The organism is Pseudomonas cremoricolorata, assembly GCF_000759535.1.
GTDB classification, from domain to species: domain Bacteria; phylum Pseudomonadota; class Gammaproteobacteria; order Pseudomonadales; family Pseudomonadaceae; genus Aquipseudomonas; species Aquipseudomonas cremoricolorata_A.
In genome coordinates, this window is the sequence record NZ_CP009455.1 from 2,561,481 (window position 1) to 2,573,962 (window position 12,482).

A 12,482-nucleotide genomic window follows, 5' to 3' on the forward strand; every position below is an offset into this window, starting at 1 on the left:
GTCGTTTTGACCGTAATCGATACGAAGCGGCCTACGTCATTGGACGTCGACTTTGTACCGATCCAGACGCAGTACGCGATACGTCGCCTTGGGTGATAGCGGCTGCGCCTTCAGTGTCTCGAGAAACTGCTCGGGCCGCGCGCCATCCAGGGTCGTCAGCAAGGTGCTGCGCAGCGTCCACCATTCGCTGGCAAGCAGCCGCTCGATCAGCTCGGGCGAGTGGCGAAACCTGATGACCCTTGCAGGATTGCCGGCAACGATGGCATACGGCGGCACGTCTTTGGTCACCATTGCTCGGGTCGCGACGATTGCGCCGGTGGCGACGTTGACCCCTGCGAGAATGGTCGCGCCTTCACCGATCCACACATCATGGCCGATGGTGCACGGGACTTCTTCAGGCCTGTACGCCTGCGCCTGCGCCCCTTCGTACTGGAAGGGGTGGGTGCTGACCCAGTCAATGGGGTGGGTGTGTTTTTCCTGGCCGATCACACAATCGCTGCCGATGGAGCAGAAACGTCCAATGGATGAGACGACGTCGAGGCGGCAGCGACTGCGAATGTAGGTATGGGCCCCGATGGTCAGATGCTCGGCGCGGATACGTACATGCCCAAGTTCGACGAACGCTTCGATGGTGGCGCTGGCGCGACCCTGGAATGCAGTAGGCCCAGCCGCCAGCTTGCCGCCGTGGGCGCGGACAGTACGCTGGTAGCGATACTGTTTGAACGGTTGCAGCAGTTTGATCATGAGTGAGCCCTAGAGCGGTAGTATCGTCGCTTCGCTGAGGTGCCCTATCATGTGCAAATCTTTACGCTTGTCTGTAGGAAAGCTCTGTATATACCTGGTCGGTGCCGTCCGGCGCCTCGTTGTCTTCCCGTTCGTCGTGCCCTCGGACCTGATCCATGCTGCCCGATAGACCCCACTCTGCAACCTCACCCCGCGCTCGCCTGCGCCGGATCAATGGCCGTGTCGGCCTGGGCTTGGTGGCGGCGTTGTCGTTCCTGGCCGGGATGACCGACGCCGTGGGCTTTCTCGCCACCGGTGATTTCGTCTCGTTCATGAGCGGCAACACTACCCGCCTGGCGGTGGCGGTCAGCGTCGGCGATGTTTCGGCACTCGCGCGTCTGGCCCTGGCGATCGTCTGCTTCGTGGTCGGTAACGCCTTGGGCGTCATACTCGCCCGTAGCCTGCGCCGGCGTGCAGCGCCGTTGCTGCTGCTGATCAGCGCATCGCTCGCCCTCGCGGCATTGCCGGGGATGTGGACGCCACTGGCGATGGCGCTGGCGATCATCGCCATGGGCATGCTCAATGCGGTGGTCGAGCAGGTCAATGGCCTGCCGATTGGCCTGACCTACGTGACCGGTGCGTTGTCGCGCTTCGGTCGTGGCCTGGGGCGCTGGCTGATGGGCGAACGGCGCAGCGGCTGGCGGGTGCAGCTGGTGCCGTGGGCCGGCATGCTGCTGGGCGCAGTGCTCGGCGCCTGGCTGCAGGCGCGATTGGGCATCGCAGCCTTGGTCGGGTGCGCCGGACTGACCCTGGTGCTGGCCTGCGTGACGCTGTTCATTCCGCGTGCCTGGCAGCGCGGCTACATGCCGCGCTAGGCGAGCTAACGTACCAATGTGCCCGAGCGGCTTGCCAGACCGGCGCGATGCATGCAGATTTGACCCTTTCTCAATGACGGGCCCTGCTGCATCAGGCCCTTAGGACCCTGCACGATGAGTCAGTCTTCGCAGTTCAGCCTGCTCGGCACCCGGCGTTTCCTGCCGTTTTTCGTCACCCAGTCGCTGGGTGCCTTCAACGACAACCTGTTCAAGCAGTCGCTGATCCTGGCGATTCTCTACAAGATCAGCCTGGAGGGCGACCGCTCGATCTGGGTCAACCTCTGTGCGCTGCTGTTCATTCTGCCGTTTTTTCTGTTCTCGGCATTGGCTGGGCAGTTCGGCGAAAAGTTTGCCAAGGACACGCTGATCCGTGTGATCAAACTGGCGGAAATCGTCATCATGGCCATCGGTGCCACCGGTTTCCTCACCAGTCATCTGGAGCTGATGCTGTTGGCGTTGTTCGCCATGGGTACGCATTCGGCGCTGTTCGGTCCGGTGAAGTATTCGATTCTGCCGCAAACGCTGCGCGACGAAGAACTGGTCGGCGGCAACGGGCTGGTGGAAATGGGCACCTTCCTGGCGATTCTGGCCGGCACCATCGGGGCAGGGATCATGATGTCGTCGGGCAGCTATGCCGTGGTCGTGGCGGTCGGGGTGGTGGGTACGGCGCTGCTCGGCTACCTGGCCAGCCGCTGGATTCCCCACGCCGCCGCTGCGGCGCCACAGATGAAGCTGGACTGGAACATCTTCAAGCAATCCTGGCTGACCCTGCGCCTTGGATTGGGACAGACGCCTGCGGTGTCGCGCTCGATCGTCGGCAACTCGTGGTTCTGGTTCGTCGGCGCGATCTACCTGACGCAGATTCCGGCCTACGCCAAGGACTGGTTGCACGGTGACGAAACCGTGGTGACCCTGGTGCTGACCCTGTTCTCGGTGGGTATCGCCCTGGGTTCGCTGCTGTGCGAACGGCTCAGCGGGCGCAAGGTGGAGATCGGCCTGGTGCCGTTCGGCTCGTTCGGCCTGACCCTGTTCGGCTTGCTGTGGTGGTGGCATTCGGGCGATGTGCCGAGCACCGAGGTGCCGTATGACTGGCTGGCGCTGCTGGGCTTGAGCAAGGCCTGGTGGATCATGCTGTCGATCGTCGGTCTGGGCGTGTTTGGCGGTTTCTATATCGTGCCGCTGTATGCGTTGATTCAGGCGCGCACGCCGGTCGAGCAACGGGCGCGGGTAATCGCTGCCAACAACATCCTCAACGCGCTGTTCATGGTGGCCTCGGCGCTGGTGACCATCGCCCTGTTGAGCTTGGCCGAGCTGAGCATCCCGCAGCTGTTCCTGGTGGTGTCGCTGCTCAATATCGCAGTCAACGCCTACATCTTCCGCATCGTGCCCGAGTTCACCATGCGCTTTCTCATCTGGCTGCTCAGCCACTCGATGTACCGCGTCGAGCACCGCGAGCTGGAGCGCATTCCGGACGAAGGGGCCGCGCTACTGGTGTGCAACCACGTGTCGTTCGTCGACGCGCTGCTGCTCAGCGGCGCGATCCGTCGACCGATCCGTTTCGTCATGTACTACAAAATCTATCGGATTCCGCTGCTCAACTTCGTCTTCCGCACCGCTGGGGCGATTCCGATCGCCGGGCGGGGCGAGGACGCTGCTACCTACGAGCAGGCCTTCGCGCGGATCGCCCAGTGCCTACAGCAGGGCGAGCTGGTGTGCATCTTCCCGGAAGGCAAGCTGACCGGCGATGGCGAGATCGATGTGTTCAAGAGTGGCGTGAAGCGCATCCTGCGCGAAACCCCGGTGCCGGTGATTCCGCTGGCGCTGCAAGGTCTGTGGGGGAGCTTCTTCAGCCGTGACCCGAACAAGGGCGTGTTTCGCCGGTTGTGGTCGCGGGTGACGGTGGTGGCTGGCGCCCCCATCGAGGTGGAGGCGGCGCAGCCTGCGCTGTTGCGTGAGCGGGTCAGCGCGTTGCGCGGCGACCGCCGTTGAAACCAGATAGAGGCCTTTAGATCAGCTGGCGCTGACCTTCAGGCCAATCAGCCCGGCCACGATCAGTGCCACGCTGACCAGACGAATCACTGCCATCGACTCACCGAACAGAATGATGCCGGCGATCACTGTGCCGACCGCACCGACGCCGGTCCATACCGCATAAGCCGTGCCCAGCGGCAGCTCCTTCACAGCCATGCCCAACAAGCCGATGCTGATGACCATGGCGCCGATGGTCAGCGCCGTGGGCAGTGGCCGGGTGAAGCCATCGGTGTACTTCAGACCGACTGCCCAGCCAATTTCGAACAGACCTGCGCAAAACAGGATGAACCAGGACATAAGACACCTCCATCGATAACGGAATGATGGGGCCGTCCCCGGATGATCACGCAGTGCGTCGTGAGGTCGTCCTCAACTGTGGTTGCCTATCCTGCCGATGCTCGGCGGCGAGGGCAACCCCTGACTTCACTCTGCACGGGCGTTTGTCCGCGCCGTGTCAGCCGGTTCTTCGAGCTTGCGGAACCAGGTCGAGAGCAGCGCACCGGAAATGTTGTGCCACACGCTGAACAGCGCACTGGGCACTGCCGCCAACGGCGAGAAATGCGCCGCTGCCAGCGCCGCGCCGAGCCCGGAGTTCTGCATGCCAACCTCCAGCGCCAGCGATTTGCGCTGGGCCAGCGGCAACTTGCACAGCTTGCCGGTGAGGTAGCCCAGGAGGAAACCGAAGCCGTTGTGCAGCACCACCACCGCCATGATCAGCAGCCCGGATTCGGCGATCTTGGCCTGACTGGCCGCCACCACCGCGCAGACGATCAGCACGATGCTCACCACCGACACCAGCGGCAGCACCTGCACTGCCGCCTGGACCTTGCTGCCCAGCAGACGCTGCGCCAGCACCCCCAGCACGATAGGCAACATCACCAATTGCAGGATCGACCAGAACATGTCCATGAACGAGACCGGCAGCCAGGCCGAGGCCAGCATCCAGATCAGCGCCGGGGTCAGCAACGGTGCCAGCAAGGTGGTGACACCGGCGATGGCAACCGCCAACGCCAGATCGCCCTTGGACAACCAGACCATCACGTTCGATGACGTGCCGCTCGGGCAACAGCCGACCAGAATCACTCCAACGGCGATCTCTGGCGGCAGGTGAAAGACCTGGCACAGCAACCAGGCCACGCCCGGCATGATCAGAAAGTGCGCGACCACCCCCAGCATCACCCGCCAGGGCTGGCGGGCGAGGGCGGCGAAGTCGTCGAGCTTGAGGGTCAGGCCCATGCCGAACATCACCAGCCCCAGCAACGGCACGATGGCCACCTTCAGGCCGATGAACCATTGCGGTTGCCAGAACGCCAGGCAGGCGAACAACAGCACCCACAGGGCGAACGTGTTGCCGACGAAGCGGCTTAGAGCAGCCAGTGCACGCATGGCGGATTCCTTGTTGTTATCGAGCGGTGAGTCTTGTCAGCGGCGCTTGCGCAGTGGGGGCAGGGCGGGCCAGGCGCACAGCGCTGACCCGCGGCTTCAGGGCCGGGTCAGACGCCTTGGGGAATGTCTTCGCCGCCCAGGGCTTCGAACAGGGCCGGAAGGAACTCGGTGAAGGTCATCATCATCAGCTGGAAGCTGGCATCGAACTGCTGAGCCGCTTCCTCGCCACCGTCCTGCTCGGCCTGCTCTTGCAGCAGTTCTTCGAACTTCAGACGCTTGATGACGGTTTTGTCGTCGAGCACGAACGACAGTTTGTCCTGCCAGCCCAGTGCCAGTTGCGTGACCACCTTGCCGGTGCTCAGGTGCAGCTGGATTTCTTCGCTGGCCAGGTCCTGGCGCTTGCAGCGCACGGAGCCGCCGTCTTCATGGGTGTCGCGCAGTTCGCATTCATCCTGGATATGGAAGTCTGCGACCGGTTGCTGCGACTTGACCCACTCGGTGAGTGTGGCGCTTGGGGCAATTTTGACCGTGACCGGACGCACCGGCAGCGAGCCCATGACTTCGCGCAGGGTCGACAGCAGGTCTTCGGCACGCTTGGCGCTGGCCGAGTTGACCAGCACCAGGCCCAGGCGCGGGGCGATGGCGGCGAAGATCATCGCGCGGCGAATGAATGCGCGGGGCAGGAAGGCCTGGATGATCTCGTCCTTGATCTGCTCGCGCTCCTTCTTGTAGACCTTGCGCATCTGTTCGTTTTCGATCTCTTCGATCTTTTCCTTCACCGCATCGTTGACCACGCTGCTGGGCAGGATGCGTTCTTCCTTGCGCGCGGCGATCAGCAGAAACTCGCCGCTCACGTGCACCAGCGGCGCATCTTCGCCTTTTCCGAAGGGGGCGACGAAGCCATAGGTGGTCAGTTCCTGGCTGGCGCAGGGGCGGGCGGGCTTGCTGGCCAGGGCGGCCTCGAGCGCTTCAGGCTCGAATTCGACGGGCTGGGTCAGGCGGTAGGTCAGCAGGTTCTTGAACCACATGCGGGACAGTCTCTTCATTGATACGTGAGCCGGGCATTATTCTCCGAGGGACGATCTCATGCCAGCCCTGTCACCGAGCCATCAGGGGCAAATGCGCTGCTTAAATAGGTGCTCCGCTAGGTCATTGAAAAAGATCGAAAATTTTTTGAAAAAAGTACTTGCCAGGGTAGGGCCTCCTCCGTAGAATGCGCGCCACACCGAGACGAAAGGGTGATTAGCTCAGCCGGGAGAGCATCTGCCTTACAAGCAGAGGGTCGGCGGTTCGATCCCGTCATCACCCACCACTCGATGTATAGCGCAGCGGTAGTTCAGTCGGTTAGAATACCGGCCTGTCACGCCGGGGGTCGCGGGTTCGAGTCCCGTCCGCTGCGCCATATTAAGTTTCAAGGGCCCACTGAACACCCTTGAAGCAACAGAGAAAGCGACCTTAGGGTCGCTTTTTTTGTGCCTGGCGGAAACTGCTTAGGTCGGGCAGATTCTGTTGACCTGGTCTATCTCGCGTCAAGGTCTGCGCATCAAATGCTCTGACGTCTCCATCTTACCTTTCGATAGTTCAGCGTCGGTCGAGATATGCCATCGATGACTTGATTTGAGGTCGAAGGCGTCGGCGGCAGGCCCTACACTGCGCAACTGCATCAGTCGCTGTTTGGCTTCAATCAGGTCCGGCGTGTGGTGGTCATCTACCCACCACATCACCACCCGCGGCTCGTCGATCGGCAGGAACCATTCAGCGCCGCGCACACGGAAATCGTTGTGTGGCGTTCGGTAGAGGAAATCCTTTAGTGCCGTCGGGCTGCGCCAGACCGACAGTGTGTAAAGGTAACCCTCCCCAAAGAGCTCATCGAGCAGCACCTGATTGTCATGGGTCTCGCGCCAGAGAAACCCCGGATGAGCCTCAGCCAAGCCATTGACGTATTCAGTTGCGGCATAGAACTCGGCGATGCGAGGGTCGAGTCGTGAGTACCTGGGTTTGACCAGGTCGAATTGCGCCATGACAGACATGGATAGTTTCTCCAGCAGAAATCGCAGACAAGCGAAACCCGTCCGCTGCGGGTAAAGCAGCGGCGCGAGCGGTTCGAATAAACAATAGATAGGGCGTTTGAGCGCAGGGCTATCCCGGCAGTCCTCGCCCCATGCATTTAACGCGCAAACGTTGACTTGGCTTGCAACAGCTAAGTCACTGAGCTGAGTCTGTCACGTGGTCAGGCCTGACCCTTGAGCATAAGGTTGAGGTTCTGCACTGCCGCGCCCGAGGCGCCTTTACCGAGATTGTCGTAGACGGCCGCAAGGATGACCTGGTCATCCTGCTCGTTGCCGAAAACGTAAATATCCAGTTTGTTTGTATCGTTTAGATACTCCGGGTCCAGTTGTGCAACAGTAGCCGATTGGTCCAGTGGCACTACGTTGATAAACTCGCAACCTTCGTAATGCTTGCTCAGGCACGCGTGAATCTGCTCGGTCGACGCACCAGCAGGCAGTAGGCGTAAGTGCAGTGGCACGTAGAGTACGATGCCTTGGCGGTATTTGGCATAACCCGGCGTAAAGATGGGTGGATGCGTCAACAATGCTTCCGCCTTCATCTCTGGAATATGCTTGTGCTTGAGGTTCAGGCCATAGCCACGATAGGGCGCAGTGGTGTGCTGGGGATGATCTGGCAACTCATAGGCATCAATCAGGGATCGCCCGGAGCCCGAATAGCCCGAGATGGCGTGCACATTAACTGGATAGTCCTTCGGCAGAACGCTCGCCTGGGTCAACGGCCTCAGTAGGCAGATCGCGCCGGTGGGGTAGCACCCAGGATTAGACACCCGCTTGGCGGTCGCGATGCGCTCTGCCTGGCCTGCGGTAAGCTCCGGAAGACCATATACCCATCCCGGCGTGGTGCGGTGTGCTGAACTTGGGTCAAGCACGCGTACACTGGGGTTTTCAATGAACGATACGGCTTCTTTCGCTGCATCATCCGGCAGGCAGAGGATGGCGATATCACAACTATTCAGGGCCTCGCTACGCTTGACCGGATCCTTGCGTTCGCTATGGGGCAATTGCAGCAGCTCGATGTCAGTACGGCCCGTGAGACGCGCATGTATCTGAAGGCCAGTTGTACCGGTTTCCCCGTCGATAAAGATAAGTGGCTTCATATTGAAAAATCATCGCGATAGTGGATGTGCCGAAAGCCTAACACAGATCTCGGCGCACTGTTGATAACCATCCAATTGGATACTAAGGCTGAGTCTCATGGATACGATTGAGGAGGCCGGTCACACCGTCTGCAACATAAGTTTCCTCAAACTTTCCAGCGAGATAGTCTATTTGGTAAACATACGGCACAGGCTTGAAAAATAGCTCCCGGCCCAATAGCTTGGCCAACGTGAAGGTTGCGGTCAATGTCGTGGCAAGCAGGCAGGCAGAGCTTAACGACGCTACTTTGCGTTTTTCAAAGTCCAACTGCGCATCCTGTAAATAAGCGCGATGCAGCCGCAGCGGATCAAGACCGATTCCGAAGTTCAACAACTTATCGGTCTCACTCATCGCGTCGCTCAGCGCAAAGTAGGTTTCGAATGCCATCGATTGTGGGCTGAAGTGGTGGAGCGTGCCGCCGAAGCCGATCGGGCATGACACGACGGCTGGAATATTTAATTCGCGCGCTTTGCGGTACATCTTTATGCGCGGTTCGATGACGAAATAATCCAGGGCGTCACAGAGTACGTCAACACCGTCGAGGAAATGATCGAGGGTATTGGCACTGATACCGTCGAATACTTCGATGCGCAGCGCCGGATTGATCGACAGCAGGCGCTCGCGCAGTACCTCGGCTTTCTTCAGTCCTACCGTATGGGTCGTTGCTCCGAACTGACGATTGAAATTTTCCGGTCCGAAAGTATCGAAGTCAGCGATCTTGATGCCGCCCACACCCATGCGCACCAGCGTCTCCGCATGAGTAAACCCCACCCCGCCGCAACCCGGTACGGCAATTGTCTTGCCAGCCAGTGTGTCGAGTTCCTGTTCGCTGACCAGACCCAGCATGCGGCTGTAGATGATGTCGCGCGGGTAATCATTGGTTTGAGTCACTATTGATGCCTCACTCGGATACGTAATGAAAGCCGACGATGTGGAAGCCATGACGGCTCCAGAAACGCTGGGCAACGCGATTGGTGACGAAGGTGTCGAGGCAGATCTGCTCGCACTCTAGCGCTTCAGCCTGCTGCTTCATGTAGGCGAGCAGGTGGCTGCCAACACCCAGTGAGCGCTGTTCCGACTGAACAATGAAGTGGTCGATGTACAGGTACTTGCCACAATACAAACGGGTATTCACCCAAAACCCGGAAAGCGCTACCAGTTGCCCGTCCTGAAACACGCCAGCACATTGCCATGTCGCGTTGGCAATAACGTCCATCCGTGTCTGAAGTGTGTCGATAGATAAGTACGGGTAGACGCTGCAGAGCAATGGCAGGGTGCTGGGTAGTTCATGTTTTTCGAGTATCCGAATCACCTGCGCGGCTGGCCGGGAGGTCGTATGATCGCTGATTGTGGGACTTGATGAGTGCGTCATGTTCGGCTCGTAATGTCAGTAGAATTCGATGACTAACAGATCACGATGGCCCTGCTGCGCCTCACCGCTAATTTTAATCGGCGTGGTGTCGTGAAATACCGTGTCGTCCCGGAACACCAACATCTGACCTGCTGCGGCGAGCGTGCCGACATGGATGGGTTGCTGATGCATGATGTCGAACAGCGTCGTCTCTCCGCCAGCGATGCTTTGGCAGTCCGCCATGAACAGGCAGCTGAACTTCACACCATCCCGGTGGCGACCTTCCGGCACCGGTGAGCCTTGCATATCGGCAGTGGTGATGATGCGATTGAAATAGGTATTAATCTTCCAGCTCTGCACATCCTCGATCTGCGCATAGCTATTGGCCAATTCGAGGAGCAAGGTGCGCAATACCCAGTTATTCGCCATGTCCTCCGTCACGGGTGCGAAGTGCCGTTCCATGCCACCATTCAGCGGGTTGAAATACTCCGGTTGGGAATACGGGGTGTGAGCTTGTTGCTCCAGGCGATTACCGTCTGCGAACCACTTGAAGCGGCCAAAGCGACGGTAACGGTACTTGCCCCCATCATTCATGAACTTGTCCAGTTCCAGATGGTTCCAATAGTCTTGAAACGCCGGCCAGCTTGGCGATGTGGCGAAGTCAGTAGCAAGCAGTTGGTTGGTCGAACCGGTGACGAAGCGGTTGTTTTTCAGGCCAAAGATGGCCTTGTCGTAAGTGGCATGCAGGGTCATGAGCATTCCTGTTTCAGTCTTTATTGGGCCAGGCTGGCCGGAAAGTTCAGGCGTTGCGCGATACTGCGGTAGTAATCGGCAGCGATGTTGTAGCGAATCAGGCAACCCCTGCAGATCTCTTCAAGCGCAGCCGGCGATGCTTCGATCAGCGGGACGATGACCCGGTTGAGCAACTGCTTGCCATGGTTGGCATCGATCTTTACATGCATGTGGTGGTAGTAGATGGCTTGCTCAGGCACCCCGAGGCGACGCATGGCCTTGACGGTGCGGGAGAACCGATAAGGGGCAGTGTGTTCCAGGATCGTCAGTGCACCCAGCAGACGCGGATGATATTGCCGGCGCAGGGCATACATCAGCAGGATGTTGCCGTTCTTCAAGGCTTCGAAGGGTGCTTCAACAACCGTTTCTGGTAAGGCGGAAAACGCCTGCAGGCGCTGAGCCGAATCCTTGAATAACAGCGTGTGCATCTCGTTGAGTTGGCCCAGGCCCATCTCGTCCCAGAAGTTCTCCGCCAACGCCATCTTCATGTCACCGGACATGCCCAGTTGAGCGAGTGCGATGACATCGTCAAAACGTCCATCAACCTGCTCTTCCATGGCAATGTAGAAGTTGAGCTCTGCCAGGGATGAGCGCTCGGCGAGGTACTCGAAGAACGGCGCTACTTCACGACGGTGTTCTTGATGCAGCGTTTGGTACCAGATGAGAAATTCGGCCGCGGTGCTCGGTAAGTTCGCGCAGTCGGCTCGACCTTCCTCATACTGATTCCATTGATGCTCAAGGCGATGAATTGTGATGTATTCGTCGTTCCTTGGGGCTCTTTTAAAATCCCAAGGCTCTGCGATTTCACGAAGATAGAAATCATTCAGGACTTGCTGCGTGGGGACGGTATTGAAGGTTGGCAGTTGCCACGACATCTGGGGTTGCAGTTCATTGTGGTGAAGCATGATGAGTCCTCAAGGGAGACGACGAGCTGCACACGATCTCGGCCAGTACCGGCCATGCCATGTCGGTTAGAGAGTTCAGCGCTTGAATGCAGACTTCAGCAGTTGCGAATAAAATGCGGTGTATGAAGTTTCCACATACGCGCATCGCTGATGAATAGTTTCATGCAGATCGTGCAGTCGATCGATCGGGAGGCCCGGCATGTAATGGTGCTCGACGTGGTAGTTATTACCGTTGGTGAACCAGTTCATGAATGCGTTGCTTTTAATCGTGCGGGTGTTCTGGAACGGGTCAGTCGAGTCGGTCGCGCAGCGGAAGTGCTCCGGCATCTCGATCAGTGCATGAATCGGTGCTGCAATGAATAGCAATGGCAGCAGCCATAGGCAGAGTACTAGGCGGACGCCAAATTCTGCCGAGAGCAGGCTCAACATCGCGATCATCAGCAACATTGCAATGTGGTCGCGCTTGATGCGTCTGGATACGTTGAGGCTGAACTTTCGGTGCTCCGAAGTCAGGCTGAAAAACATATTTCTTAGCAGCCGAAGGTAGTGTGTGAGCATGAATAGACGGATCAGCATCGAACTTAATGAGCGCAGTGATAATTTGCCGTACTGGTCGCCATAATCGAAGAACTCCTCATTCTGGGGCGTGCCCAGGAAGCGATGATGGTGCATATGACTTGCCCTGTATTCAGCGAACGATACCAGCATGGGCAGGCCCAATAGTACGCCGATCCATTCATTCAGTTTTTTGTTACGAAAACCCTGCGCGTGTAGTACCTGATGTTGAAGCTCAACGCCATGGGCGAACATGCAGCCCAGCAGTACCATACCTCCTAGCATCACTCCGATGTGTTCGTTCAATGCCATCCAGCCACCCATCCCTATCAAGGCTGCATACAGGGTGAACTTCAAGGCGAAGGTCACATCGTTGGATTTGCTTTTTATATCGGACAGCGAGAGTCTGCCCAGTCCGTCGGTCGTGGCTTTTTGCACGGTTCACTCCATTGAGAATTGTCTGTTACTGCGGCCAGTGGTGCTGCACAATTTTTATTTTGAGTTCATATGTTTTCGGAGGGATCTCGTGTTAACTGTTGGTGTAGGTCCTGCGGTATTTTTCTCGCCAGCGATGTGCAAGATTCAACAGCGCATGGTTAATTATTGATCTTGCACGTTCATGTGTTCGGCAGGGTCATGTTTGTGCGCTGATTTTCCG

General features: G+C 58.6%; 13 protein-coding genes and 2 tRNA genes. 4 read left to right on the forward strand and 11 right to left on the reverse strand.

Translation table 11 applies throughout. From position 1 onward, the window contains the following. Positions 1-36 precede the first annotated feature (36 nt). Positions 37-744, reverse strand: coding sequence for a CatB-related O-acetyltransferase (locus LK03_RS11220; protein ID WP_038412411.1), 708 nt, complete (start codon positions 742-744; stop codon positions 37-39). 155 nt (positions 745-899) lie between these two features. Between LK03_RS11220 and LK03_RS11225 the strand changes: the two genes are divergently transcribed. Beyond that, positions 900-1,598: a YoaK family protein gene (locus LK03_RS11225; RefSeq protein WP_038412413.1), complete on the forward strand. Its 699-nt coding sequence runs from the start codon at positions 900-902 to the stop codon at positions 1,596-1,598. Between the two features lie 114 nt (positions 1,599-1,712). Beyond that, on the forward strand, positions 1,713-3,587 hold the full coding sequence (locus LK03_RS11230) for an MFS transporter (protein ID WP_038412414.1): 1,875 nt from the start codon (positions 1,713-1,715) through the stop codon (positions 3,585-3,587). Between the two features lie 21 nt (positions 3,588-3,608). On the opposite strand, the gene sugE is transcribed toward LK03_RS11230, so the two are convergent. The 3 genes from sugE to rdgC form a co-directional block, all read right to left on the reverse strand. Then, positions 3,609-3,926: a quaternary ammonium compound efflux SMR transporter SugE gene (sugE, locus tag LK03_RS11235; RefSeq protein ID WP_038412415.1), complete on the reverse strand. Its 318-nt coding sequence runs from the start codon at positions 3,924-3,926 to the stop codon at positions 3,609-3,611. A 126-nt stretch (positions 3,927-4,052) separates the two neighbouring features. After that, entirely contained in the window at positions 4,053-5,015 is a 963-nt protein-coding gene (locus LK03_RS11240; protein WP_038412416.1) for a bile acid:sodium symporter family protein, read from the reverse strand. A 107-nt stretch (positions 5,016-5,122) separates the two neighbouring features. After that, the gene (gene rdgC, locus LK03_RS11245) at positions 5,123-6,043 is read right to left on the reverse strand and encodes a recombination-associated protein RdgC (protein WP_038412418.1); all 921 of its coding nucleotides are present in this window, start codon (positions 6,041-6,043) and stop codon (positions 5,123-5,125) included. 208 nt (positions 6,044-6,251) lie between these two features. Here rdgC and LK03_RS11250 point away from each other — a divergent pair. Further along, a tRNA-Val gene (locus LK03_RS11250) sits at positions 6,252-6,327 on the forward strand. A gap of 13 nt (positions 6,328-6,340) precedes the next feature. Continuing rightward, positions 6,341-6,417 (forward strand) — tRNA-Asp (locus LK03_RS11255). A 127-nt stretch (positions 6,418-6,544) separates the two neighbouring features. Here LK03_RS11255 and LK03_RS11260 read toward each other — a convergent pair. The 7 genes from LK03_RS11260 to LK03_RS11290 form a co-directional block, all read right to left on the reverse strand. Further along, entirely contained in the window at positions 6,545-7,045 is a 501-nt protein-coding gene (locus tag LK03_RS11260; protein WP_081951588.1) for a DUF3291 domain-containing protein, read from the reverse strand. A 200-nt stretch (positions 7,046-7,245) separates the two neighbouring features. After that, entirely contained in the window at positions 7,246-8,181 is a 936-nt protein-coding gene (gene argC, locus LK03_RS11265; protein WP_038412419.1) for an N-acetyl-gamma-glutamyl-phosphate reductase, read from the reverse strand. Between the two features lie 82 nt (positions 8,182-8,263). Then, positions 8,264-9,112 (reverse strand): ThiF family adenylyltransferase, encoded by an 849-nt coding sequence (locus LK03_RS11270; protein ID WP_240478604.1) that lies wholly within the window; start codon positions 9,110-9,112, stop codon positions 8,264-8,266. Positions 9,113-9,122: 10 nt separating this feature from the next. Beyond that, entirely contained in the window at positions 9,123-9,593 is a 471-nt protein-coding gene (locus LK03_RS21925) for a GNAT family N-acetyltransferase (RefSeq protein WP_081951589.1), read from the reverse strand. 15 nt (positions 9,594-9,608) lie between these two features. Further along, positions 9,609-10,325 carry a 2OG-Fe dioxygenase family protein gene (locus tag LK03_RS11280; protein WP_205621212.1) on the reverse strand — a complete coding sequence of 239 codons (717 nt, stop codon included), beginning with the start codon at positions 10,323-10,325 and terminating at the stop codon, positions 9,609-9,611. 20 nt (positions 10,326-10,345) lie between these two features. Continuing rightward, positions 10,346-11,269, reverse strand: a complete 924-nt coding sequence (locus LK03_RS11285) for an iron-containing redox enzyme family protein (RefSeq protein WP_049870473.1) — start codon at positions 11,267-11,269, stop codon at positions 10,346-10,348. Positions 11,270-11,344: 75 nt separating this feature from the next. After that, the gene (locus LK03_RS11290) at positions 11,345-12,262 is read right to left on the reverse strand and encodes a fatty acid desaturase family protein (RefSeq protein WP_038412421.1); all 918 of its coding nucleotides are present in this window, start codon (positions 12,260-12,262) and stop codon (positions 11,345-11,347) included. Positions 12,263-12,482: the final 220 nt, after the last annotated feature.

Excerpts from the sequence above, each read along its gene's own strand:
- LK03_RS11220 (WP_038412411.1), bottom strand. The coding sequence starts at position 744 with ATGATCAAACTGCTGCAACCGTTCAAACAGTATCGCTACCAGCGTACT.
- LK03_RS11225 (WP_038412413.1), top strand. The coding sequence starts at position 900 with ATGCTGCCCGATAGACCCCACTCTGCAACCTCACCCCGCGCTCGCCTG.
- LK03_RS11230 (WP_038412414.1), top strand. The coding sequence starts at position 1,713 with ATGAGTCAGTCTTCGCAGTTCAGCCTGCTCGGCACCCGGCGTTTCCTG.
- sugE (WP_038412415.1), bottom strand. The coding sequence starts at position 3,926 with ATGTCCTGGTTCATCCTGTTTTGCGCAGGTCTGTTCGAAATTGGCTGG.
- LK03_RS11240 (WP_038412416.1), bottom strand. The coding sequence starts at position 5,015 with ATGCGTGCACTGGCTGCTCTAAGCCGCTTCGTCGGCAACACGTTCGCC.
- rdgC (WP_038412418.1), bottom strand. The coding sequence starts at position 6,043 with ATGTGGTTCAAGAACCTGCTGACCTACCGCCTGACCCAGCCCGTCGAA.
- LK03_RS11260 (WP_081951588.1), bottom strand. The coding sequence starts at position 7,045 with ATGTCTGTCATGGCGCAATTCGACCTGGTCAAACCCAGGTACTCACGA.
- argC (WP_038412419.1), bottom strand. The coding sequence starts at position 8,181 with ATGAAGCCACTTATCTTTATCGACGGGGAAACCGGTACAACTGGCCTT.
- LK03_RS21925 (WP_081951589.1), bottom strand. The coding sequence starts at position 9,593 with ATGACGCACTCATCAAGTCCCACAATCAGCGATCATACGACCTCCCGG.
- LK03_RS11280 (WP_205621212.1), bottom strand. The coding sequence starts at position 10,325 with ATGACCCTGCATGCCACTTACGACAAGGCCATCTTTGGCCTGAAAAAC.
- LK03_RS11285 (WP_049870473.1), bottom strand. The coding sequence starts at position 11,269 with ATGCTTCACCACAATGAACTGCAACCCCAGATGTCGTGGCAACTGCCA.